General features: G+C 63.2%; 21 protein-coding genes. 6 read left to right on the forward strand and 15 right to left on the reverse strand.

All coding sequences use genetic code 11. The features are described 5' to 3' along the window. Together DBR44_RS06040 and DBR44_RS06045 are read right to left on the reverse strand one after the other, a co-directional pair. Window positions 1-831 (reverse strand): ScpA family protein, encoded by an 831-nt coding sequence (locus tag DBR44_RS06040; protein ID WP_124643004.1) that lies wholly within the window; start codon window positions 829-831, stop codon window positions 1-3. Beyond that, on the reverse strand, window positions 828-1724 hold the full coding sequence (locus tag DBR44_RS06045) for a LysR family transcriptional regulator (RefSeq protein WP_124643006.1): 897 nt from the start codon (window positions 1722-1724) through the stop codon (window positions 828-830). The genes DBR44_RS06040 and DBR44_RS06045 overlap by 4 nt, the downstream gene beginning before the upstream one ends. 101 nt (window positions 1725-1825) lie before the next feature. On the opposite strand from DBR44_RS06045, the gene DBR44_RS06050 reads away from it, so the two are divergent. Beyond that, window positions 1826-2818: an arginine deiminase-related protein gene (locus DBR44_RS06050; RefSeq protein ID WP_124643008.1), complete on the forward strand. Its 993-nt coding sequence runs from the start codon at window positions 1826-1828 to the stop codon at window positions 2816-2818. A gap of 564 nt (window positions 2819-3382) precedes the next feature. Here DBR44_RS06050 and DBR44_RS06055 read toward each other — a convergent pair. From DBR44_RS06055 to DBR44_RS06105, 11 genes are all read right to left on the reverse strand, one after another. Next, window positions 3383-4579 carry a tryptophan--tRNA ligase gene (locus tag DBR44_RS06055; RefSeq protein ID WP_124643010.1) on the reverse strand — a complete coding sequence of 399 codons (1197 nt, stop codon included), beginning with the start codon at window positions 4577-4579 and terminating at the stop codon, window positions 3383-3385. 14 nt (window positions 4580-4593) lie between these two features. Then, window positions 4594-5235: a site-2 protease family protein gene (locus DBR44_RS06060; protein ID WP_124643012.1), complete on the reverse strand. Its 642-nt coding sequence runs from the start codon at window positions 5233-5235 to the stop codon at window positions 4594-4596. Window positions 5236-5308: 73 nt separating this feature from the next. Next, window positions 5309-5929, reverse strand: coding sequence for an L-threonylcarbamoyladenylate synthase (locus DBR44_RS06065; RefSeq protein ID WP_124643014.1), 621 nt, complete (start codon window positions 5927-5929; stop codon window positions 5309-5311). Window positions 5930-5949: 20 nt separating this feature from the next. After that, window positions 5950-6816 carry a 3',5'-nucleoside bisphosphate phosphatase gene (locus DBR44_RS06070; protein ID WP_124643016.1) on the reverse strand — a complete coding sequence of 289 codons (867 nt, stop codon included), beginning with the start codon at window positions 6814-6816 and terminating at the stop codon, window positions 5950-5952. A 3-nt stretch (window positions 6817-6819) separates the two neighbouring features. Then, entirely contained in the window at window positions 6820-7023 is a 204-nt protein-coding gene (locus tag DBR44_RS06075; RefSeq protein WP_124643018.1) for an oxidoreductase-like domain-containing protein, read from the reverse strand. After that, a complete protein-coding gene (locus DBR44_RS06080) occupies window positions 7023-7238 on the reverse strand; it encodes an RNA-binding S4 domain-containing protein (RefSeq protein WP_124643020.1) in 216 nt (71 codons plus the stop codon). The genes DBR44_RS06075 and DBR44_RS06080 overlap by 1 nt, the downstream gene beginning before the upstream one ends. 200 nt (window positions 7239-7438) lie before the next feature. Next, the gene (locus DBR44_RS06085; RefSeq protein ID WP_124643022.1) at window positions 7439-7978 is read right to left on the reverse strand and encodes an AAA family ATPase; all 540 of its coding nucleotides are present in this window, start codon (window positions 7976-7978) and stop codon (window positions 7439-7441) included. An 838-nt stretch (window positions 7979-8816) separates the two neighbouring features. Continuing rightward, window positions 8817-9809: an asparaginase gene (locus DBR44_RS06090; protein ID WP_124643024.1), complete on the reverse strand. Its 993-nt coding sequence runs from the start codon at window positions 9807-9809 to the stop codon at window positions 8817-8819. 248 nt (window positions 9810-10057) lie between these two features. Then, entirely contained in the window at window positions 10058-10600 is a 543-nt protein-coding gene (locus tag DBR44_RS06095) for a hypothetical protein (protein ID WP_124643025.1), read from the reverse strand. Between the two features lie 64 nt (window positions 10601-10664). Then, entirely contained in the window at window positions 10665-11180 is a 516-nt protein-coding gene (locus tag DBR44_RS06100) for a hypothetical protein (RefSeq protein WP_124643027.1), read from the reverse strand. A 149-nt stretch (window positions 11181-11329) separates the two neighbouring features. Further along, window positions 11330-12094, reverse strand: a complete 765-nt coding sequence (locus DBR44_RS06105; protein WP_124643029.1) for a UTRA domain-containing protein — start codon at window positions 12092-12094, stop codon at window positions 11330-11332. Between the two features lie 214 nt (window positions 12095-12308). On the opposite strand from DBR44_RS06105, the gene DBR44_RS06110 reads away from it, so the two are divergent. The 5 genes from DBR44_RS06110 to DBR44_RS06130 all read left to right on the forward strand — a co-directional run bounded on the left by DBR44_RS06110 (window position 12309) and on the right by DBR44_RS06130 (window position 16976). Beyond that, a complete protein-coding gene (locus DBR44_RS06110) occupies window positions 12309-13406 on the forward strand; it encodes an ABC transporter substrate-binding protein (protein ID WP_124643031.1) in 1098 nt (365 codons plus the stop codon). A 186-nt stretch (window positions 13407-13592) separates the two neighbouring features. Continuing rightward, complete coding sequence (locus DBR44_RS06115; protein WP_124643033.1) at window positions 13593-14507, forward strand: ABC transporter permease subunit; 915 nt, start codon at window positions 13593-13595, stop codon at window positions 14505-14507. After that, window positions 14504-15295, forward strand: coding sequence for an ABC transporter permease (locus DBR44_RS06120; RefSeq protein WP_103524931.1), 792 nt, complete (start codon window positions 14504-14506; stop codon window positions 15293-15295). Before DBR44_RS06115 ends, DBR44_RS06120 begins: the two co-directional genes overlap by 4 nt. 26 nt (window positions 15296-15321) lie before the next feature. Continuing rightward, on the forward strand, window positions 15322-16326 hold the full coding sequence (locus DBR44_RS06125; protein ID WP_124643035.1) for an ABC transporter ATP-binding protein: 1005 nt from the start codon (window positions 15322-15324) through the stop codon (window positions 16324-16326). Next, a complete protein-coding gene (locus tag DBR44_RS06130; RefSeq protein WP_233578394.1) occupies window positions 16326-16976 on the forward strand; it encodes an HAD family phosphatase in 651 nt (216 codons plus the stop codon). The genes DBR44_RS06125 and DBR44_RS06130 overlap by 1 nt, the downstream gene beginning before the upstream one ends. A 56-nt stretch (window positions 16977-17032) precedes the next feature. Here DBR44_RS06130 and pbpC read toward each other — a convergent pair whose 3' ends face one another. Further along, window positions 17033-19225: a penicillin-binding protein 1C gene (gene pbpC / locus DBR44_RS06135; RefSeq protein WP_124643038.1), complete on the reverse strand. Its 2193-nt coding sequence runs from the start codon at window positions 19223-19225 to the stop codon at window positions 17033-17035. Continuing rightward, window positions 19215-24905 carry an alpha-2-macroglobulin gene (locus DBR44_RS06140; RefSeq protein ID WP_124643040.1) on the reverse strand — a complete coding sequence of 1897 codons (5691 nt, stop codon included), beginning with the start codon at window positions 24903-24905 and terminating at the stop codon, window positions 19215-19217. Before DBR44_RS06140 ends, pbpC begins: the two co-directional genes overlap by 11 nt. Window positions 24906-24963: the final 58 nt, after the last annotated feature.

Here is a 24963-nt window from a genome sequence, read left to right on the forward strand (position 1 = left end):
TCAGCTGATGGCGATACGCACGTAAATCGGCTGGTAGGCCACTTCCTGGCTGACCTTGATCAGCCCTTCCTTCACCAGTTCCAGCACGGCGATGAAATTGACTACCAGGTGTGGCACGCCCCTGTCGACTTCGAACAGTTCCTCGAACGGCACATATTCGCGATCACTGAGATAACGCAGGATCCAGCTCATCTGCTCGCGCACCGACAGTTCGTCCTTTTCCACCTTGTGGCTGCGCTTGTGCTTGGCGCGCGACAAAATCGCCAGCCAGGCTTGGCGCAGATCCATGGCGGCAACATCCGGCAACCTTGCCTCGGCCCCCTGCTCGATCAGCACGGCCAGCCAGGCAAAGTCGCGGTCGGCCTGTGGCAGCTTGTCCAGCGCCAGCGCGGCCAGCTTCATCTGCTCGTAGTCGAGCAGGCGGCGTACCAGTTCGGCGCGCGGGTCGTCCACTTCTCCCTCTTCGTCCAGCTGCGGGCGTGGCAGCAACAGCCGCGACTTGATTTCAATCAGCAAGGCCGCCATCAGCAGGTATTCGGCCGCCAGCTCCAACCGCTCGCCCTGCATGGCATCGACATAGCTCATGTACTGGCGGGTGATGTCGGCCATGGGAATGTTGAGCACATCCAGATTCTGCTTGCGGATCAGGTATAGCAACAGGTCGAGCGGGCCTTCGAAGCTTTCCAGAATCACCTGCAAGGCATCGGGCGGAATGAACAGATCCTGCGGCACTTCCAGCACAGGCTGGCCAAAGACATGGGCAATGGGCAGACCGGCCGGCAGTTCCGGTGCAGTCAGGGTGAAATCGGTGGTGGTGGTCAAGGTGCTCATGCGACAGAGTGTAAGCCAGGCGGGTGGTCTTTGAGCCATTCCAGAAACAGCCGGGCCGGGCCGGACAGGCTCACTTTGCGGTGATAGGCCAGCATGATGGTGCGGGCCGGCTCGTATGACTGCAAAGGCAGCCGGCACAGGCCACTGCTGATCATCACCTCGGGCAAGGCACTCCAGCCCAGCCCGGCCTCCACCAGCATGCGCAGGGCTTCCAGATAATTGGACGGCTCGCGCACATCCAGCGGGGTGGCATGCTGCTGAAACAGGTTTTCGATCAGCCGGCGGCAACGGGTATTGCTGCCGGGCAATAGCGCCGGATAGCGTGCCAGATCCTGCAGCGTCAGCGCCTCGAGCAAGGCCAGCGGATGCTGCTGTGCCACGGCAAAGCACAGCCGCTCGTTCAGCACCTCTACATACTCCAGCGCCTGCTCATGCAGCGGCGGTTCGGACATGAAGCCCAGTTCCAGCTCGCCCTGACACAGCAATTTGTGGGTTTCCGCCGAGGTCTTGAAATCCACGGTGAGATCAATGCCCGGATACTGGCGCACAAACTCCGCCAGCAGCGGCTTGAGGTAGTACAAGCCGATGTGCTGGGTGGTCGCCAGATGCAGCTTGCCGATCTGCGCCGGCAGCAGGCTGCGCAGCAGTTGGCCGGCCTCTTCGGCTTCGGCCAGGATGCGCAGCGCATAGGGCAGGAAGGCGCGGCCGGCCTCGGTCAGCACCGTGCGCCGGCCGATGCGGTCGAACAGCTCCACCCGCAGGGCATCTTCCAGGCTGCGGATGCGCTTGGACAGGCCGGGCTGGGTGAGGTGCAGGCAGTCGGCGGCGCGGGAAAATGAAGACTCGCGCGCGGCACTGACAAAGGCCTTGAGGGCGGCTAGATGAAAATCCATTCCAAATCATTATGGAGATGTCAAACAAATCCAACTTTTTGTTTGATATAGGTCTGGCTACTATACCAGCACCCTCCACACTTTGCCTCCGAAACCATTACATGGGAAATCAGAATCTGCCCTGGGTCGCCCCCCTGTCACTGACCCGTCCGGCACAAGCACAACTGGCTCGTGCCGTGGTCATGGTGCGCCCCGTCGACTTTGCCTTCAACGAACAAACCGGTGCCGACAATGTGTTCCAGCACCGGCTGCAGCTGGCACCGGCCGAGGTCACCGCACTGGCCCTCGCCGAATTCGAGGCCATGGTACAACGCCTGCAACAGCACGGCCTGCAGGTGATGGTGCTGGAAAAAAGCCCCGATGGCGTTGCCACCCCGGACGCGGTGTTTCCCAATAACTGGTTCAGCACCAGTGCCGATGGCAGCCTGCAGGTCTACCCCATGCATACCCCCAACCGCCGCCAGGAGCGCCGGGTGGAAGAGCTGGCGCGACTGCTGCTGGACCATGGCTATCAGATCAACCAGATCAGCTGGATTGGCCATCCCTGGGAGGAGCAGCTGATTCTGGAAGGCACCGGGGTGATGATTTTCGACCACGCCCGCCACCGTGTCTATGCCGCCCGCTCGCAGCGTTGCCATCCGCTGGCGCTGTATCGCTACGCCAGGCTGCGCGGGCTGGAAGATGTCCAGTTGTTCGACACCGCCGATAGCCACGGCGTGCCCATCTATCACAGCAATGTGATGATGTCGGTGGGGCAGGACATCGCGGTGATCTGCGCCGACAGCCTGTACCAGCCGGAAGAACGACGCCGGGTGCTGGAGGCGCTGGAATCCACCCACGAGGTAATCCGCATCAGTCATCAGCAGGTAGAACAGCACTTTTGCGGCAATATCCTGCAACTGGCGGCGCAGGATGGCACCCCGCTCTTGGCCATGTCGCAACGAGCCTGGGACGGCTTCACCCCGCAACAGCAGCGCGTACTGGAGCGTCACGGCCAGCCGGTGGTCAACCCCATTCCCACCATCGAAGCGGTGGGCGGCGGCAGTTGTCGCTGCATGCTGGCGGAGGTGTTTTTGCCACGGATGGAGCACTGAGCAGCCAGGCAAAAGCAGGATACCCCCATGCCTCGTTGGCACGCTCCGGACGACGTGCTTGCATCGTATGGCGGGGCTGCCCGCCAGCCCCCTTGCAACCCCGGGCGACCTCGACGGCCCGCGTATTTCCGCCTGCCCGACCACGGCCAAGGCGCCACCGAACTCGCGGCGCGCTATCGTCGCGCCACTCAAGCATGCGGTGGCTTAAAACCTTGTCCGTGGCCATTCCGTCGGCGCGTGCCAACGAAGGATCGGGCATATCGGTTCGAATCTCCACTTCCCTGCTACTCACCTCCACATACACACTGCGCGCTACCCCAAATTCCTCGTAGAGAAAAAGCCGCATGACAAGCCATATGGAGATCCGCTTGGGGTAGTACCTTCCCCAGAAAATGAAAAAGCCGGAACGTTTGTTCCGGCTTTTTTACATCCACCACCGCTGCTACAGCATGGTGCGGCTGACAAAACAGCGTAGCGGCCCTGGGGCAAGGCGCGCCGACGCAGACAGTACACGACGTACGGCAAGGAGGCGCAACGCCGCAACAGGGGGTTTGTCAGCTGCGCTCAGAAACCCAGGCCCATGGCGGCGCGCACGTCGGTCATGGTTTCTTTTGCCACTTTCTCGGCACGGCGACAGCCTTCGAACACGATCTCCTTGACCCGGTCCGGGTGGGACAGATACTGCTCGGCCCGCTCGAACATCGGTTGCTGTTCGCGCAGCACACCTTCGATCACCGGCTGCTTGCAATCCAGACAGCCGATGCCGGCGCTGGTACAGCCCTGCTTCACCCATTCGCGGGTTTCGTGATCGCTGTACACCTGATGCAGCTGCCACACCGGGCATTTTTCCGGATTGCCGGCATCGGTACGGCGCACACGGGCCGGATCGGTCGGCATGGCCTTGACCTTCTTGCTCACCAGCTCCGGCGCTTCGCGCATGGTGATGGTGTTGCCGTAGGACTTGGACATCTTCTGCCCGTCCAGGCCCGGCATGCGCGAAGCGGCGGTCAGCTTGGCTTCCGGCTCCGGCAGGATGGTCTTGCCCTTGTTTTCCAGCCAGCCGGCCAGGCGTTCGCGGTCGGCCACGCCCAGGTTCTGGCTGGCGGCCAGAATCTCACGCGCGGCTTGCAGCGCTTCGGCGTTGCCGTCCTGCAAATAAGCAGTGCGCTGCTGCATGAACTGCTTGCCCTGCTTGCCGATTTTCTTGGCGGCGGCCTGGGCCAGTTCGTCGAAATTGGGTTCGCGGCCAAACAGATTGTTGAAGCGGCGGGCCACTTCACGGGTCAGTTCGATGTGCGGCACCTGGTCTTCGCCCACCGGCACCAGCCCGGCCTTGTACACCAGGATGTCGGCGGCCTGCAGCAGCGGGTAGCCGAGGAAGCCGTAGGTGCCCAGATCCTTGGTGGACAGTTTTTCGATCTGGTCCTTGTAGGTGGGCACGCGCTCCAGCCAGGACAGCGGGGTCACCATGGACAGCGCCAGGTGCAGCTCGGCATGCTGCGGCACCTTGGACTGCAGGAATACCGTGGCCTTGTCCGGGTCGACACCGGCGGCCAGCCAGTCGATCACCATGTCCCAGATGCTTTTTTCGATGATGGAGACATTATCGTAATTGGTGGTGAGAGCGTGCCAGTCGGCCACCATGAAATAGCAATCGTGACTGCTCTGCAGCTCTACCCAGTTCTTGATGACGCCGTGGTAGTGGCCCAGGTGCAGGCTGCCCGTGGGGCGCATGCCGGAAAGGATGCGGTTGGCAAACATGGAGCGGATTCCAGTTAGAAAAAGAGACTGAGCAGATGATACACCAGCTGACGCAGCGGATTGAGCAGCGGCATGAGCGCGCCGGTAAAGATCAGCGCGATCAGTATCCACATGCCATAGGGTTCCAGCCGGGAATACTTGTAAGCCAGGCCCGGCGGCAGCAGGCTTTCCACGATGCGCCCGCCATCCAGCGGCAGCAGTGGCAGCAGGTTGAGCACCATCAGCATGACGTTGATATTGATGCCGGCCTTGCTCATCAGCGCCAGCGGTTCGGAATAGCTGTTGTTCATCATGATGGCGAGTTTCAGCAGCAAGACCCACATCACCGCCATGACAAAGTTGGCCAGCGGGCCGGCAGCCGCCACCCAGCGCATGCCGACGCGCGGATTGCGCAAGGCACCAAAATTCACCGGCACCGGCTTGGCCCAGCCGAACAATACACCGCCCATCATCAGCGACAGCAGGGGCAGCAGCACGGTGCCGACCGGGTCGATGTGCTTGAGCGGGTTAAGCGTCATGCGCCCCAGCATATAGGCAGTGGCATCGCCAAAACGCTTGGCGGCATAGGCATGTGCGGCTTCGTGCAGGGTAATGGCCAGCAGCACCGGCAAGGCATAGATGCTGATCTGCTGGATCAGTTGAGAGGTATCGCCCATAGCTTCTTTTCTGGTTGGGTAAGATGAACCACTACTAGATGGGGACAGCCGGCCATGGTTCCAGCCGGGCTGGCTATAAACCGAAAACGGCCGGGTCGCCCTTGCCGCGACGCAGCAGTTCCACGCCGTCGGTCATGTCGATCACCGTGGTGGGGTCGGTGCCGCACCAGCCGCCGTCAATCACCGCATCCACGCTGTGCTCCAGCCGTTCGCGGATTTCATACGGGTCGGTCAGCGGCTCGTCATCACCCGGCAGCAACAGCGTACAGGACAGGATGGGCTCGCCCAGCTCTTCCAGCAGGGCCAGCGCCACCTTGTGGTCCGGCACGCGCAGGCCGATGGTGGCGCGCTTGGGATGCAAGGTGCGGCGCGGCACTTCCTTGGTAGCCTGCAGGATGAAGGTGTAGCTACCCGGCGTGGCGGCCTTGAGCTGGCGGAACTGGCTATTGTCGACGCGGGCGTAGTTGGCCAGCTCCGACAGGTTGTGACAGACCAGGGTCAGGTGATGCTTGAGCTCGATCTGGCGGATGGCCAGAATGCGCTCCATCGCCTTCTTGTCACCCAGCATGCAGCCCAGCGCGTAACAGGAGTCGGTGGGATACACCACCACCCCGCCGCCCCGCAGGATGGTCGCCGCTTCCCGGATCAGCCGCGCCTGCGGATTGTCCGGGTGAATCATGAAGAACTGTGCCATGTGTGTGCTTTTGTGTTGGTTTATGCCGCGCGTGGGGCGCGGATGATGCGCTCTTGCAGTGCCTGCCACACCGGCTGGCAAATGGGCGGCAGGTCATCGGTGCGGCCCACGTCGCGGCCGCCTTCGCCCGGCGCGTGAAAATCGCTGCCAGCGCTGGACAGCAGGCCGTAGCGCTGGGCGATCAGTGCGTACTTGTGCATATCGTCCAGGCTGTGGCTGCCGCTGGCCACTTCGATGCCACGACCACCAGCGTCCTTGAAATCCAGGATCAGCCGCTCGGTAAGGGTGCGGCCCATATCGTAACGGCCGGGATGGGCGATCACCGCCATGCCGCCGGAGGCGACGATCCAGCCTACTGCATCGGCCAGATTGGTCCATTCATGCGGCACATAGCCGGGCTTGCCCGGCGTCAGGTATTTGCGGAACACGGTGCGGACATCTTTCACCTCGCCGCTATTGACCAGGAAACGGGCAAAGTGGGTACGGCCTATCATTTCCGGGTTTTCACACACCGCCATCGCCCCTTCGAAAGCCCCGTGGATACCGATACGGGCCAGCGAATCAGACATTTCGCGGGCACGCTCCACCCGGCCATCGCGGATGGACTGCAGACCGGCCAGCAGGCCGGCATGCTCGGGGTCGATGCCCAGGCCGACAATATGCACGGTGTGCTTGCCATTCCAGGTGACCGATACCTCGACCCCGTCGAGAAAATCCACGCCATGGGTCGCGGCGGCAGCACGGGCTTCGGCCAGCCCGCGCGTGCAATCGTGGTCGGTCAGCGCCACCAGCGTGGCCTCGCGCTCGGCGGCGCGGGCAATCACCTCGGCCGGCGGCAGCGCGCCATCGGAGGCGTGCGAATGAAAATGCAGATCGATACTGGCCATGGCTTATTGTCCGTCCTTGTTCTGCCGTAAGGGCTGCCGCGCCTGCCAGGCGGCCAGCCGGCTGCGGTAGTCGCGCAGCTCGGCTTGATAGGTGTCGAGAATGCAGGGATCACAGCCGCTGCCGCAGCACATGTCGTCGCTCACCTCGAACGGCGGCTCCGGCATGGGATCGGCAGCATCTGGAGCCAGCGGAAGCGGCTCGCTCATCAGGCAGCAAGCACCTTGATGGTAAAGCCCTGCCCGCTCACCACCTGGCCGGCGCGGATCTTGCAGGTCTTGCGCAATTCCTGCACGCCATTCACCGCCACATTACCTTCGGCGATGAAATGCTTGGCTTCGCCACCGGAAGAACACACGCTGCAGCTTTTCAGCAGATCGCACAGGGCGATGTATTCGGTAGTCAGTTTGTAGATTTCATTCATTTTTACACATCCATTCTGGACAGGCTTGTGCACCGGCTGTGGACAAGACCTGCAACTGTTTGAGCGAAAAGCCATTTTTCACAGTGCCTGTTTTTTAGGCAGATACTGCCGCTTTTCCACCTGCCTGCGGGACAGGGCTGTGGGGTAGCTGTGGAAAATGGGGACAAAGCCATGAAATATAAAGGCTTTGTCGCTACTGCTTATTTTTTGGGCAAATCTGCGCGGCCCAACGCCTGCAAGGCCTGCGCCAGCCGTGCGGCCTGCCCGCCCTGCACCAGGGTATACGCCACGCCTTGCCGCGCCAGCTCGGCCTGGTACAAACCCAGCAACCAGTCGCGCTGCTGGGGATGGCTGCGCAGCGGGTCCGGCTGCCAGGGGATGTCGGCCGCGGTCAACAAGGTGAACCCATAGTCTTGTGGCCGGTACAGCTGCAGCAGGGCCGGCGAAGGCTGGCCAAACGCCACATCGGCCCAGATCTTGCAAGTCAGCACCGTGGTATCGCACACCAGCCAGTCCTGCCCTGCTGCCGCGTCCTGTTCGGCCTGCAACTGGCCGGCGGCAATGGCTTCGATATCGGCCATGCTCACCTGGTAGTCCCGTTCGGCGTAATAGGTGCGCGCATATTCGGCCACGGCCACGGCGCGCAAGCCCTGGCTGCGCAAGGCGGCTGCCAGCTGCAGCGACAAGGTGCTCTTGCCGCAGGATTCCGGCCCGATCACGGCGATTCTGATGACTGACACGGCACGGCACCGGCAAAGAGCCTGATTATACGTCGGGATGGCAGCCTGCCAGTAGTGTTGCCGCGCATTTCTGCACACGGTGCACGGTTTCGCACAGCCAGCGGGGACAGCCTTGTGCGTGGCTTGTGGACAAACAGGCTAAGTCGCTGAAAGCAATCAGCCTTCTCTATACTGCCTGTTTTTTAGGCAAGTACCCGTTTCCTGCTGCCTGCCTGTGCCTGGCAGCGTCGCCGCAGTTTTACACATGGCGCGGGGACAGCCTTGTGCACGGTCTGTGGGCAAGTTGGCTAAGTGCATGAAACGCGACAGGGTTTTACTGACTGCCTGTTTTTTAGGCAATGGCCATTTTATGCAGCCTGCTGGCGCTCTCCACCGCTGAAACTGGCTGTTGGCCATGGTTTTGCACAGCAGGCGGGGACAGGCTTGTGCACCGCCTGTGGGCAACTGAAGCAAAGCACTGAAAGAAATGGACTTTTCCTGACCTGCTGCTTTTTTAGGCAGCAGCCAGCCGTCCACACCAAGCCAGCCCTCCTGCGCGGTAGCACACGGTTTTACACAAGCAGAGGGGACAGCCTTGTGTGTGGGCTGTGGACAAACTGTCTAAACCATTGAGTGGTAACAGGCTTTCTGCCATTGCCTGTTTTTTGGGCAGTTGCCATGTTTTTCCCCACCCCGCGTGTACCACGGTGTGGAGGGCTTGTGGATAGCATGGGCAAGCTACTGATCTGGCAATGAAAAATCAGACCGCTTATTTTTTAGGCAATTTATTGCACCGGACAGCAACAAGGGCGTGCCGCAGGCACGCCCTTGTTCTTTACTACAGACTAGCCTGGCAAGCTTAGCTGCTCTCACCCAGCAGCGGGGTAGCCAGCTGCTGGCGCAAGGCCTCGCCACGCAAACCCTGCGACAACAGCACCAGCAGCTTGGCTGTGGCCGCTTCTGGCGTCAGGTCTGCCCCGGCCACCGCCCCGGCCCGCGCCAATGGCTGGCTCGCCGCATAAGCCCCTACTTCGACCGCACCATGCACCACCTGGCTGATGTTCAGCACGGCACCGCCACGCGCCGTCAGCGCGGCCACACCAGCGAGCAAGGCCGCATCAGCCGGGGTATTGCCGTTGCCATAGCTCATCAGCACTGCGCCATCCAGCTCGCCATCCTGCATGATCTGGCCCGCCAGCGTGCTGGCATAGCCGGGAGTCAGGAAAAAGGTGGCCAGCTTGAGCGAGACATCCAGCTTTACCGGGGCAAAAGCGCCAGTGCGCGTCAGCCAGTGCTGGCGCTGCCACTGGGCCTGGATGCCAAAGCTGGCCAAGGCCGGCGCATTGGGGCTGGCAAAGCCGGCAAAGCTGGCCGCATCCAGCTTGCGCGCACGGCAGCCGCGCAACAGCAGGCGATTGAAGGCAATGCACACTTCGTGCAGATCGGGCTGGCTGGCGGCTTCCAGTGCATCGGCCAGATTGCTCCAGCCATCGGAGCGCGGATGCACCAGCGGCAGTTGTGAACCGGTGACGATGACCGGCTTGGCCAGGCCTTGCAGGGCAAAGGCCAGCACGCTGGCGGTATAGGCCATGGTGTCGGTGCCGTGGATCACCACGAAGCCGTCGTAGTCGGCATAGCGGGCAATCAGGTCATCCAGCAGTTGCTGCCACTGCGCCGGCATGATGGCCGACGAGTCGATCAGCTGCGGGTATTCCAGCACATCGAAATCCAGCGCCGGCGTGCGAAAACGTTCCAGCAGCCGTGGCAGCAGGCCCGGCACCGGGGCCAGGCCATCCGGGCTGTGGTCCATGCCAATGGTGCCTCCGCTATAGAGGACAAGCAGGCGGGTCATGGTTGCATCCTTGGTCAACATCAAACAGCCGGCATGGTAGCGCAAAACCGGCAACTTGGCGGCAAGCCGCCCGCCTGGCAGTAAAAACCCCCGCGACAGTCGGGCTGTGGCGGGGGGACGCAGCGGTGAAGGTTTAACGCCGCGAACAAAACCTCGCAGAGAGCCTGGGCCAGGGCGCGCCAGCGCAGACAGTACCAAGAGTACGGCAAGGAGACGCAACGCAGGCGCGGGGGTTTTGTTAGCGAGTCTTAGCGCAATGCTTCGTTGATGGCGTCATTCACAGCATGCTGGGCAACAGCAATCTGGCCGATGATGTAATGCTGCAGGCCGCGCAGATAGGGGTCATCTTCCTCATGGCTGGCATCCTGCCTGGCCTTGTCCAGCAGGCGCCGCGCCTGATGGAAACGGTCGTCCGGGCGGTACTGTGCATCCGGCGGCATGCGCTGGAAGGGGTCTTTGCCATCATCAATAGCCGCATCATGCATGGCATGCAGGGCTTGGTTGATGGCTTCCACGGCACGGCGCTCGCCCTGCTCGACACGTGGCTGGTCCGGACGGGACAGCAAATCGCGGGCGATGCGCAAGTCGGTCATGGCATGGCTGTAGTAAGGATGCTGCTCCGGCTGCCAGTGGTGCTGCTCGAAGCGCCAGGGCATGCCCTCTCGCCACTCGCGCTGCATGTCCGGGCGCCAGTCATTGCCGTGCCAGTCGTCGGCCATCGCCGTACCCGTTGCCAACAGGGCCAGGCCAGCCAGCAGCAGGCTGGCGACAGATTTCTTCAGGATCAACATGGTTGTTCTCCTTGATTACAAGCGGCTTTGTTATGGTTGCGAAGCAGTGGTGTGACAGCCTGGCTCAACGCAGTGCGTCGGCAATGGCTTGCTGGGTGGCGCGGTGAGCATCGTCGATGTGATGCAGGATGCGCCCCTGCAGATCGCGCACCCAGGGATCATCCTCGCGGTGGCTGGCATCGCGCCGGGCCTGTTCCAGCAATTGCAGGGCCTGATGGAAGCGGTCGGTGGAGTTCAGCCGGGTATCAATGGGCTGTGGCTGCCAGGGGTTCTTGCCGTCCTGGATCGAGGCCTGGGTCATTTCCTTCAGGGCGGCATCGATGGCACCGACGGCCCAGCGCTCGTCATCCTGCACTGGCTGCACATCCGGACGCGCCAGCAGAGCACGCGCCTGGCGCAGATCGCTCATGGCATGGCCGTAATAGGGGTGTTCGGCAGGATTCCAGTGCGGGGCGACAGCCACCGGGGCGGGCTTGTAGACGACCTGGGTGCGCGGCGGAACCACCACGCAGGCACTCAGGCCAGACACAGCGGCGGCCAGCATCAGCCAGCGGCCACTACGCAGGATTTGCGCTTTCATTGAATGCTCTCCGGAAATGAGGAACTGCTTGCAGCATGTCGCACGCAGTCATTGCCGGTCTGTAGCCATGCTGTATCGCTTGGTAAGCATTTGTAATGGAACTGTGTGCAATTGTTAATTCATGACAAAAATGACAAATAATTCACACATCAACCCATTGGCATGACCGTAATACCCAGATCACCTGGCTCTGTCGGCAACTGGCTGTCCACCGACAAGCGGATGGCATCGTGCCGCCAGTACTCGACATCGCAATCAATGATGCGCTGCTGCTGGTCGTAGTTGATGCGGGTGATGCGCAGGATGGGGCTGCCATCGGCCAGCATCAGTGCCTGTGCCACCTCGCCGCGCGCGGCTGTCGGAGTGATGTCGAAGCGCGAACGGCGGTAATGCAGGCCGTAACGCGTCTGGTACAGCTCGGTCAACGATTGCGACAGGTCTTCGTTCATGATGCCGGGAAAGCATTCCGGCTTCAGATAGTGCTCGACATACATCACCACGCGGCCATCCAGGCTGCGCTGGCGACAAATCTGCAACACCCGCGCCAGCGCCGACAATTGCAGCCGCTGGCTCATCGCCGGTGTCGCCACCATGCTGCGCACCGACAGCACCCGGGTATCCACCCGCCGCTGCTGCTGTTGCACCATCTGCTGGAAATGCACCCGGTACTGCGGGTTGTATTCCAGCCGGGGCGGGGCGACAAACCAGCCACGCCGGTCTTCGCGGTAGATGCAGCCTTCGGCCTCCAGCGCCAGCAGAGCATCCTTCAGGGTGATACGGGTGGTATCGAACAGCTCGGACAAGCTGCGTTCGGACGGCAATTTGCCGCCGGGCGGCAGCAGTCCGCCTTCGATCTGTGCCAGCAGGGACTGTCTTATCCGGGCGACTTGTGTCTGGTTATTTTCTACTGACATGCTCTGGACTAGTCCATATTGATTTGACTGGAGCTTAGTGTTTAGCAAACTCAAATGACAAGCCTGCGACAGCATGTCGGAATATGACCAAAACAGGTCGCACGCAAGACTTCACACAATAGACACGGAACTGAAACTTGCCTCACATCATTTCGTCACCTGCACTGCCTATGATCGCCCTGCTCATATTGACCTAGTCCAAAGGATGGAACCAATGAACAAGAAGCTGATGGCCGCAGTTGTATTGTCCGCACTGAGTGTTGGTGCTTCCGCTGTGCATGCACAGGATCTGAACAGCCTGATCAAGGCGGCAAAACAGGAAGGCGAGCTCACCACCATCGGCCTGCCGCATGACTGGTGTGGCTATGGCGACCTGGTGGCCGGCTTCAAGGCCAAATACGGCATCAAGGTGAACGAACTGAATCCGGACGCCGGCTCCGGCGATGAAATCGAAGCCATCAAGGCCAACAAGGGCAATAAGGGCCCGCAAGCGCCGGACGTGATCGACGTTGGCCTGTCCTTCGGCCCGCAGGCCAAGGCCGCTGGCCTGATCCAGCCGTACAAGGTTTCCACCTGGAACAGCATTCCGGCTGAAGTGAAGGACAAGGATGGCTTCTGGTACGGCGACTACTACGGCGTGCTGGCCTTCGAAGTGAATACCGACATCATCAAGAAAGTACCGGCCGACTGGGCTGACCTCCTGAAACCGGAATACAAGAACGCTGTGGCGCTGGCCGGTGACCCGCGCACCGCCAACCAGGCCATCATGGGCGTGTACGCTGCCGGCCTGTCGCAAGCAGGTGGCAACCCGGCCAAGGCCGCCGATGCCGGCCTGAAATTCTTCTCGCAGCTGAACAAGAGCGGCAACTTCGTGCCGGTGATCGGCAAGGCTGCCTCGCTGGCCCAGGGCACTACCCCCATCATCGTACGCTGGGACTACAACGCCCTGGCCGACCGCGACACCCTGAAGGGCAACCCGAAAGTGGCTGTAGTGGTGCCGAAATCCGGCGTGGTGGCTGGCGTGTATGTACAGGCCATCAGCGCCTACGCCCCGCACCCGAATGCCGCCAAGCTGTGGATGGAATACCTGTACTCCGACGAAGGCCAACTGGGCTGGCTGAAGGGCTATTGCCACCCGAGCCGTTTCAACGACCTGGCTGCGCGCAAGAAAGTACCGGCTGACCTGCTGTCCAAGCTGCCGGCTGCCGCCAGCTACAAAAAGGCCGTGTTCCCCACCCTGGAACAACAGGAAGTGTACAAGGCCACCATCACCAAACAGTGGGACAGCGTGGTGGGCAGCAACGTCAAGTAAGCCCGCCAGCATCTGAGCACCCAGACCTCATGGCCGTGCAAACGGCCATGACGGTTTTTGATCCCACCCATCAGGGACCAGACCCGACCCTGCCCGCGTGGCAGTACAACAGCAAGGCAGCGGCAGCCCACCGGCTCCACCGTTGCTGATGCCGGGCACTCCCTTGTACACGAGGCTGCACCACGGATGAGTACTTCACCCGATTCCCTCACCCACCATCCCGAGCCCGGGACAGGCCAGATCCGCAAGGGCCTGACGCTGTCTTCGCTCAACTGGCTGGGCGTGGCACCGTTTTTCCTGTTTGCATTGCTGTTTCTGATCCTGCCCACCGCCACGCTGATGATAGGCGCGTTTCAGGATGCCGACGGCCATTTCACCCTGGGCAATATCGCCAAACTGTTCGACGACAGCATTCTGTCGGCCTACTGGATCAGTTTTGAAGTCAGCGCTGCCTCGGCGCTGGGCGGCACGGTAATCGGTCTGGCGCTGGCGCTGGCCGCCATTCAGGGCGGCCTGCCGCAATGGATACGCCCCACGCTGATGACCTTTTCCGGCGTGGCTTCCAACTTTGCCGGCATTCCCCTGTCTTTCGCCTTCCTGTCCACCCTGGGCCGCATGGGCCTGGTGACGGTATTGCTGCGCAACTATGCCGACATTGACCTCTACGGCAGCGGTTTTTCCATTCTCAGTTTTCTGGGCCTCACGCTGACCTACCTGTACTTCCAGATTCCCCTGATGGTGCTGATCGTCACCCCGGCCATCGATGGCCTGCGTGCCGAATGGCGCGAAGCCTGCGAAAGCCTGGGCGGCAGCAGCGTGGCCTACTGGTGGCATATTGCCCTGCCCATTCTGTGGCCCAGCATCATGGGCTCGGCGCTGTTGCTGTTTGCCAATGCCTTTGGCGCGGTGGCCACGGCCTATGCGCTCACCGGCAGCTCGCTCAACATCGTGCCCATCCTGCTGTATGCGCAGATTCGCGGCGACGTGCTGCACGACCAGAACCTGGGCTACGCCCTGGCTCTGGGCATGATCGTGGTGACCGGCCTGTCCAATGCCGGCTATATCTGGCTGCGCAGCCGCGCCGAAAGGGGGCGTGAATGAAATCGACATCCCGACTGGGCGCCTGGGTGGCCATTGCCATCGGCACCCTCTACTTTGTACTGCCGCTGATCGCTACCTTCGAATTCAGCCTGAAGATGAACCGCGACGGCTACAGCTTCGAGGCCTACAAGGTGGTGCTGGCCGACCCCGGCTTTCAGGCTACCTTTGGCTATTCCACGCTGATGGCGGTGCTCACCATCATCGTCGGCATCCTGCTGGTGGTGCCCACCGCTTACTGGATTCAGCTGAAACTGCCACGGCTGCGGCCGCTGGTGGAGTTCATCACCCTGCTGCCGCTGGTGATTCCGGCCATCGTCATCGTGTTTGGCTACCTCAAGCTGTACAACAGCAGCTCCTGGCTGCCGCTGACCGGCAACGAGCGCGCCACCGACCTGCTGCTGATGTGCAGCTATGTCACGCTGGCGCTGCCCTATCTGTACCGCTCCGTCGATGCCGGCCTCAGGGCCATCGACGTGCGCACGCTGACCGAAGCGGCCGAGAGCCTGGGTGCCAGCTGGCCCAGCATCCTGCTGCAGGTGATCTTTCCCAATGTGAAATCGGCCATCCTGTCCGGCGCCTTTCTCACCTTTGCGGTAGTGATTGGCGAATTCACCATGGCCAGCCTGCTGGGCCGCCCGGCCTTCGGCCCCTATCTGCAGCTGATTGGTGCCAACCGGGCTTACGAGCCTTCGGCGCTGGCCATCATCGCCTTCATGGTGACCTGGGCCTCGATGGGGCTGATCCAGGTATTCGCCCGCAATGCCCGCCCGGCCCGCAAGACGGCCTGAGCACAGACAGAACTCAAGGAACCAGCATGGCCTATCTCACCATCAATAATCTGCACAAGCGCTTCGACGACCACGTCGTGGTGCACGACTTCAACATGAGTATCGAACAGGGCGAGTTCGTGACTTTCCTCGGCCCCTCCGGCTGTGGCAAGACCACGGTACTGCGCATGATCGCCGGCTTTGAAACCCCTACCTCCGGCCGCATCTGCGTCGGCGGCGAGGACATCACCCACCAGGCCGCACAAAAGCGCGGCATCGGCATGGTGTTCCAGAGCTATGCGCTGTTTCCCAATATGAACGTGACGCAGAACATCGGCTTTGGCCTGAAAATGCGCAAATGCCCGGCCGATGACATCAAGCGCAAGGTGGCCGAGGTCATCAAGCTGGTGGAGCTGTCCGGCAAGGAGAGCCACTACCCGCACGAATTGTCCGGCGGCCAGCGTCAGCGGGTGGCACTGGCGCGCGCGCTAGTGGTGGAGCCACGCATCCTGCTACTGGACGAACCCTTGTCGGCACTGGACGCTCGCATCCGCAAAAACCTGCGCGAGCAGATCCGCGACATCCAGCGCCGCCTTGGCCTGACCACCATTTTCGTCACCCACGATCAGGAAGAAGCGCTCACCATGTCCGACCGCATCTTCGTGATGAACCAGGGCAAGGTGGAGCAGGAAGGCCGCGCCGAAATCGTCTACACCGAACCGGCCACCGAGTTTGTCGCCCGCTTCATGGGCAATTACAACCTGCTGGGCGCTGCCGACACCAACCGCCTGCTGGGGCTGAACATCAGCGGCCACCTGGCCATCCGCCCGGAATCCATTCACGTGCTGGACGGCCACAGCCAGCAGGATGGCACCCTGGCCGGCACCATCCGCCAGCACCAGCTGCTGGGCAATATCATCCGCTACCAGATTGAAAGCGCCGGCATCACCCTGCAGGTAGACCGGCTGAACCGCACGGCCAGCGACCTGATGCCCGCCGGCACCGAAGTCAGGCTGCAAATCAGCCGCGACGACATGCGCGAGGTACGCTGATGCTGGCCATTTTTGATCTGGACGACACCCTGACTGACGGCGACAGCTCCAGCCTGTGGCTGCAATTCATGGTGGAACACGGCCTGGCCGCTGCCGACATGCTGCCGCGCGAGGCCGAGCTGATGGCAGCCTACCGCCGTGGCGAACTGCGCATGGAAGACTATATGGAATTCACCCTGCAGCCGATGCAGGGCCGCAGCATGGCGGACATGGCCGAGTGGGTGGAACGCTTCATCGCCGACAAGATCGCGCCCATCGTCTTTCCGGCCGCGCGGGAAACACTGGCGCGCTACAAGGCGGAGGGGCGCACCCTGCTGGTGATTTCTGCCACTGGCGAGCATCTGGTGGGGCCGATTTCACGCTTTCTGGGGGCGGACGACTTTCTGGCCATCTGCCTGGAAACCCACGATGGCTGCTATACCGGCCGCACCCATAGCGTGCTGACCTATCAACACGGCAAGGTGCTGCGCCTGCAAGACTGGCTGACGCAGCACGGGGCTGCGTTGGCAGGCAGCCATGGCTATAGCGACTCCATCAACGATGTGCCGCTGCTGCAGGCAGTGGAACAGGCCCATACCGTGAATGCCGACCCGAAACTGGCGGCAGTGGCTGCCCAGCACGGCTGGACCCAGCTGAACTGGCAGCGCTGAAGCCGCTGGCCAGGGCCTGTCGACGCGATCTGTATTGCAGTGCAGGCCCTGCCGCCCTAGTGCGGCATGCCGGGGGGCGTGCTGCGCCCCGGCGGCCGGGCTGGCGGCTTGAGCATGGCACCCCGCACCTCGAAGCCGACGGCCTCCACCTTGTTGCCCTTGCCATCGCGCAGCTCCAGCCGGTGCCGGCCCGGCCAGGGAAACCAGCGCAAGGCCGCGCCCTTGCCCAGCCATTTGCCATCCAGCCACCACTGTGCCGCCACCACACCACGAGCGCGCAGCAGCAGCCGTTGATTGGCCGGTGGAATATCCGGATCGATGGCAAAAATGCTGCCATCCAGCGGGGACACGATGCCCGGGCTTTGCGCCGTGGCCTTGCTGTCCGCGCTCTCGATCAGGCTGCGCTGGCTGCCCGCCAGAAACCACTCCTGGCGCTCGGCCTCCTCGCCACCACGGTAACGTACCAACTGACGCACCACGCCGGCCGGCACTGACGGTGGCAGCGATGGCCCGGTGCTGCTTTGCGCCTTGTCCAGCACGGCCATCCAGATTGGTGCGGCACCATGCATGCCGGACACATCCCACATCGGTTCGCCATTGCTGTTGCCCACCCAGCTGGCCACGGTGAACTGGCGCGAGAAACCCACCGCCCAGTTATCGCGCATGTCCTTGCTGGTGCCGGTTTTCACCGCGCTCCAGTAGCGGGTGGACAGCACGCTGTCCAGACCAAAAGTGCGCGCGCGGGCGGTGCGGTCGGACAGGATGTCGGCAATGATGAAGCTGCTGGCGGCATCCAGCTGCCGCTGCCAGCGCGGCGGCGGATCGGCCATGGTCCAGCGCAATGCCGAGGCACGCCCCTGGTTGGCCAGGGTGCGGTAGGCATTGGCCAGTTCCAGCAGGCGGATGTCGGCCGCCCCCAGCGCCAGGCTGTAGCCGTAATACTCGCCGTCCTGTTGCAGGCTGCTCAGCCCCAGCTGCGTCAAACGGTCGCGCAGCGCCTGCGGCCCGACCATTTCGATCACCCGCACTGCCGGCACATTCAGCGAGGCCGCCAGCGCGGTGCGCGCCGACACCAGACCCTTGAAATCCTTGGCGTAATTCTGCGGAGCATACAAGCCGCTGCCGGTCTGCAAATCCAGCGGGCTGTCATTGAGCAAGGAGGCCGCAGTCAAATAACGACGCTGCAAGGCCAGCTGATACAGAAAGGGCTTCAGGGTGGAACCGGCCTGGCGCAGCGCCGTGACGCCATCCACCTCGGCCGCACTGGACAGCGCGGCACCGCTGGAACCCACCCAGGCCAGGATGTCGCCGCTGGCATTGTCCAGCACCACCAGCGCACCATCCTGCACATTGCGCTGCGCCAGTGCGGCCAATTGCCGGCGCAGCACGCTAGTGGCATAACGCTGCAGGGGCTGGTCCAGCGTGCTGCGCACCACCCCGCCCTGCGCCATGGGCTGGCGCTGCAACAGCTTGCGGGTAAAGTGCGGCGCGTCCTGCTCGGCCTGCGGATTGGCGGCGCGGCTGCGCGCCAGCGCCTGGCTGGTATGGATGGCCACCACATCGCAACGTGCTGACTGGCCCAGATCGTGCAGCAGCTGGCAGGCGCGGGCCGACACCTTTTCCACTGCTGCATTCGGGGCGCGGATCAGCGCCACGGTGATGGCGGATTCTTCCTGGTTCAGCCCGGAAGGCAGCTTGCCAAACAGAGTGGACGACAAGGCAGACAGGCCGACCAGCTCGCCACGGAAGGCCACCAGATTCAGGTAAGCCTCCAGGATTTCCGCCTTGCTCCAGTGCTGTTCCAGTTCGGCGGCAGACCAGCTCTGGCCCATTTTCTGCCACAGGCTGCGGCCATTGCGCCCGGCCTTGAGTTGCTGATCCAGCAAGCCGGCCAGCTGCATGGTGAGGGTGGAGGCACCACGGGTACGGGTATTCCACAGATTGCCCCAGGCCGCGGCAGCCACCCCGGACCAGTCCACCCCGCTGTGCTGGTAGAAGCGTTTGTCTTCCGACAGCACCAGCGCCTGACGCAAGGCCGGCGAGGTATCGACCAGGCTGACCCAGTCCTGTCGCCGCCCCTGCTTGTCCACCCGCCAGCGCTGCAGCGGCTGGCCGTGGCGGTCTTGCACGATGACATCCGACGAGCGCCATGCCGCCTTCACTTGCGCAAAGCCGGGCAGCGCCAGGCAGGGGCCGCTCAACAGCAGCGCCGCCAGCAACAGCGCGCCACGCCCTCCCTTACTGGCCATCGATCACACGGAAAGCTGCATTGGGCAACATGCCGAACACCTCGGGCGCATACAGCGCCTCGACCCGGGTCGGGGGCAACTGGAACAGCCCGGCATTGCCCAGCCGCATGCTGTATTCCACTTTCAGGCTGCCGCGCGGCACGAAACCGTAATAGGCGCGATAACCGGCAAAGCGCCGCTCGACATAATCGGCACTGTCGCCTTGCCGCGCGGCCGCGCCGGCGATTTGCGAATCCCGGCCCAGCCCGCTGCCCTGGATGCTGGCCCCGGCCGGAATCGGATCATCCACCACCACCCAGCTCATATCACTCTGCGCGGTGATCTCCAGCGTCACCTTGACCACATCCCCCACCTGATAACGGCCGGCGGTGTGCTGGCTGATGGGGGTGAGCGTCTTGCGTATGCTGTAGCCGGCGTAACGCGGGCTCTTCAACACCACCGCCGCTTCGGCCTGCACCGTGGCCCAGGGGGCGCCGCTGCCCTGATGACTCAGTTGCAGCGTGCCGCGTCCGCCAGCCGGCCACGGCAACAACACGGCGGCCTGATTGCCTGCCTGCGGCCAGGCCAGCTTCTGGCTGCTGCCTTCCAGACTCAGCACGCTGCTGCCGCTGACCGGGGTGTTTTCAAACTGGCGCGAGAACTGCGCCACTGCCAGGCTGCCCCACAGATTGGCAGTGGTGGTCTGCCAGTGGCCCTTGTTCTGCCGCGCCAGCAGGCCGGTGAGCAGGCGTGGCACATCGGCCTGCCATTCCGGGCGACGGCTGGCCAGCAGCAACAGGCGTGCGGCATTGACATCGCCATTGCCCATCAGCCACCAGGCATTGTCGGCGGCCTCGGTGGTAAAGCCCATGTGGCTGCCCTGATAAGTCAGCCGCGCCCGCAGTAGATTGGTCGCTTCCACCAGCCGGCTGGCGCGCTGGGGAATGGTGGCAGCGCGATCCAGCAGGCTCAGCCAGTCCAGCAGCATCGCCGTGCTCATTTTCTGCGGGTTCAGTTCCAGCACTTCCAGCATGGCCGGACGGAAGCGGCCATAGCGCGCCAGCGCCTCCATGGCACTGAGCCGGCGCGCATCCAGATCCTGGTGCGAGGACAACAGCTCGCGCTTGATGCGGCCTTCGACAAAGGCGGTCAGCCCGTCCAGCATGCGCTGGCTGCCGGCTTGCGGCAGGCTGGCCCCGGCTTCGTGCGCCACGGCCAGCAAATGGGTAGTCAGGATATCGCTGCCCCGGTCGGCCGCGCCCTCGCCCAGCGGGAAGTAGGCCGCCAGGCCGTTGCCATCCAGATACAGCGGCAGCTCCTGCCCCAGCACCTGCCAGGCAGCCTTGTCGCCCAGCCCCAGCGCCACCGCGCTACGTTGTTCCAGGCAGTGATAGGGATATTCGGCAAACCAGCGCCGCACCGCCGGCAAGCTGCTGCCCAGGCGGTCCTGCAGCTTGATGCGCAAGCCCCCGCGCCCCGGCAGGGCTGCAGGTGGCAAGGCCACGGGCAGCGACAGGGACGGAGCCAGTCGTTGCAGGCTGGCCTGCTCCACCGTCACCGGCACAGCCGGCTCCACCGGCTGGGCTACTGCCAGCCGGTCGCTGGCCTTGCCATTGCGCTCGCTGGCCTGGAATTGCCATTTCAGCTGCGACAGCTCGGCCGGCACGGTCACCGGCCAGCTCACCCAGCGCGACTCGCCCACCGGCAGGCTGATGGCCTGCGGCGGCAGTGAGGGCAAGCCTTCGGCCGCAGCCTGAACTTGCAGTTGCAAGGGATGATCGCTGCCATTACGCACGGTGATGCCAGCCTGTAGCTGGTCGCCATTGCGCACCAGCGGCGGAATGCCAGCGCTGATCTGCACATCCTGTACCACATTGATGCCGGCCTCGCCGGTGCCGAACTGGTCGCGCCCGACATCGGCTACCGCCACCAGGCGGAAGCGGCTGAGGGCGTCATTGGTATTGAAACGCACCCGGGCGTGGCCATTGGCATCCAGCACCACGCGCGGCTGCCAGCTGAGCAGGGTGTCCAGCAGTTCGCGGGTGGGTGCCTTGCCGCCACCACCACCCGGCGGCAAGGCCTTGCGGCCAAAGTGACGCTTGCCCACCACCTGCTGCTGCGCCGTGGCGATTTCCACCCCGTAACTGTGGCGCTGGTACATGGCCTGCATCAGCTCCCAGCTGCGATTGGGCTGCAGCTCGAGCAGGGCTTCGTCCACCGCGGCAAAAGCCACTTCGGTGCCGGCCGGTGCCGGTTTGCCATTGGGCAGCTTGACCTTGATGTCGGCCTCAACCGGCTGACGGATGCCATAGCTCTTGCGCAGCGGGCTGATTTCCACCGCCAGCCGCTTGGCGGCATCACCGACGCGGATTTCGGCAATGCCGTACTTGAAGGCCGGCCGGGCCAGATCCACCAGCGCCGTGGCCGGGGTATAATCCCGCCCTTCATGCCAGTAGGCATCCCACCACTCGCCCGGTGTTTTCCAGCCCCAGGTAAAGAAGGAATACCACGGCACTTCGCGCACCCGGCCACGGATGGCCAGCACCGACACATAAACATTGGGCGTCCAGTCCGGCTCGACCTTCAGTTCGATCACCGGCTGCTTGCCTTCCAGTTCCAGCACGCGGGTTTCCATGATGCCGTCGCGCTCGATGCCGACCCAGGCCGTGGCCTTGCGAAAAGGCATGCGCACCTGGAAGCGGGCGATATCGCCGGGGGCGTAGTCGGTTTTCTCCGGCAGCACATCGATGCGGTCGTTGTTGTCGACATCGAACCACAGCTCGTCATGCTCGCTCACCCATACTTGCTGGGCGGCCTGCGCCAGATTGCCCTTGTCATCCTGGGCCTGGGCCACCAGCTCCATTTCACCGGCATCCTTCAGGCTGATATCGCACAACAGCAGACCACGGGCATCGCTACTACCGCTGCACACCTGGCCCTTGTCCGCGACTTCTTCATTGTGTTCCCAGGCGTAAAAGCCGCCCACCAGCCGCTTGCGGCTGGACAGATAGCGATGCTCACGCAGGCTGACCTGCACCTTGCGGCCAGCCACCGGCTTGCCGGTGGTATCCAGCACCACCACCTTGAGCGGGACTTCGCGCCCGCTGTTCATCCAGCTTTCCACGCTGATGCCCAGTTGCAGGGCGGATGGCCACAGCGCCAGGCGACGGCTGATGGTCTGCACCTCGCCATTCGGGTCGCGATAGGCGGCTTCGGCCTGCAGATCGTAGCGGCGGTCCAGCTTGGGCAGGCCGTTGACCATGGTTTTGCCGTTGCCGTTGCCATCCAGCACCACGGCGGCCTTGTCCAGCACCACCTTGCCATCCAGCGAACTGTCGCGCTGTTCGCGGCTGCGTTGCGGCGCAGAAAAGTTGTAGTCGTCGTAGCCCTTCCAGTGGCCATAGCTTTCCGTCAGCATGGCGCTGACTTCCACCGGCCAGCCTTTGGCCGGGCCGCCGTTGCCCCAGCTGAGCGACACGTTCAACGGCAGGCTGCTGGCGGCAATGCCGGCGTCACGCGCACTGCTGATCCGGCCACGCATCACCGGCAGCCGGAACTCTTCCACCCGGAAACTACCGCTGTGCAGCGAGTAGCCATCCAGCTCGGGACTCGATGCCTGGCCCGTGTCCCCGCTACTGCGACTGCCCTTGCGTTCCAGATAAAGGGTGTATTCACCCAGCTTGGCCTCGCGTGGCAGGGTAAAGCTGCTTTCGGCATAGCGCCCTTGCCGCCAGCTCAGCGGCAGCACGAATTCGTCGCTGCTGCCATCGTGCACAATGCGCAACTGCTGCGGCAGCTGTCCGGCTTTCAGCAACGACAGGCCACGGCTGCTTTGCACCCGCAGCAGGTGCTTCATCGACACGGTTTCACCGGCACGCAACAGGCTGCGGTCCAGAATGCTGTGCGCCAGCAGGGCCGGGGCGGCGTCGCTGCGCGTGGGGAAGGGAAAACGCCAGGACTCGATGCCCTGGTTCCAGCCGGAACGGACAAAGGACACATCCTCATTGCCCTGGGCATCACGGGCATGGGCAGTGACGAACAAGCCGGAAGACTGCTCGTCGCCGTGCTCGCAGCTGCCCTCGTCCAGCCGGCTGCCGACAAAGGCCACGCCCTTGCTGTCGGTACGGCCCTGCCACAGGGTGGCGCCCTTGCAGTCATACACGGCGATGTGCGCATCCGGCACCGGCCGCCCCTTGTCCAGGGTAGTCACCCACACCGCCGCATTTTCCGGCGAGCGCTTCAGATGCACCGCCAGATTGCTGACCAGGGCCGCCGTGCGCACATACATCGGCTTGTCGGCAGCCAGCAGCGCTTTGCCCAACAGGCGCGAGGACACCTCCACCACGTACAGGCCCGGCTTGGGCAGCGGAATGCCCACCACCTCGAACGGCCATTTGCCCTGGGCATCCGGCTGGGTGGGCAGCTTCAGTGGCTGCGCGGCGCGCTCGTGGCTCAGCAGTGACAGCCGCCGGCTTTCCACCTCCTTGCCCGCCTTGTTGGGAATGCGCGACTCATGATAGCGCTCCACCTTGTTCAGCCATTGCAGCATCTGCCGGTCGTCGGACAAGCGCAGCGCCTGCCCGCCCAGTTGCACCGTCTTGATGTTCAGGCCGGCTTCCACCCCGCGCAGGGTAATGGGCAGGGCGGCATCCGGGCCGGATTCGATAATGCCGAAGGGGGCAGCGGCAAACTTGGCCAGTGGCGGATAGTCGGCCAGCTTCACCGCCAGCGGAAAGCGGGCAGCATTGGCCAGCGGGCGCTCCACCTCGTCACGCAGCTTGTCCGGCAACACCAGGCTGAAGTTTTCCAGTGGCGGAAACGGTGGATCGAAACGCACGCTGTCCACCGGTTCGCCATGGCTGTTTTTCACCGCTGCCGGTTTGCGCTCACCCTCACTGCCACGCAGCCGGATGGCCATGGCCAGCTTTTCCGGTACCGGCGAAGTGAAGTTGAGAGTAATCGAGGCAAAGGGAATGCAGGCACCGCGCGCATTTTCGCGCTGGCAGCTAAGGGCGGCAGTAAAGGGCGGCCGCACCTGGAAATTCAGCTTGTCCGCCATTGCATTGCCGCGCGGATGCAGCAAGGTCAGCTTGCTATCCGCTGGCAGGCGCTGGCTGCAGCGCACGGTGGCCACGCTGGCGGCCTCGTTCTCCAGCCGCAGATGCTTGAGCAGGATGCCGCGCTCGGCCGCACTGACCGGCTGCGCGGGCAAGCGCTCCGGCGAAGCAGAAGACAGGCAGAACAAGGGGCCGGCCTCGACCACCCGTGCATTGAACTGCAGCGCAAAGACCTGATCTTCCTCGATATGGCCGGGATCAGGCCAGCTATTACTGATGACCGGCAGCCCGGTAAAGAAACGGAACTGCCGCACACCGCCAGGCACGCCGCCCTGCATGTCTTTCAGGCCGGGTTTGAGATTGAAGCGGCAGTCGGTATTGGCCGGCGGCATGGCGCTGATGTCCAGCACCCAGGTCTTGTCGTCCACCCAGTGGCCCTGGCCCTTGAGCGAGCACGACCAGCTGAATGGCGCGGCGGCAGCGCTGTTACCCAGCGCCACCATGCTGTCGCTGAAACTGGCGCGCACCTGGCTGACGGTCTTGATCTCACCTTGCGGGCTGAAGGTGACAATGCTGGAAGCGCTGGCCAGGGTGCAGCTCAGCAGGGCAGCGGTGAAGACAAGGGGGCGTAGCAGGGTTGCCATGGCACAATCCGGTGAAATTTGCCAACATCATACAACGCTGCGCCGCGCTCACCCACTT

It is taken from the genome of Aquitalea sp. FJL05, from assembly GCF_003852595.1.
Lineage (GTDB): Bacteria > Pseudomonadota > Gammaproteobacteria > Burkholderiales > Chromobacteriaceae > Aquitalea > Aquitalea aquatilis.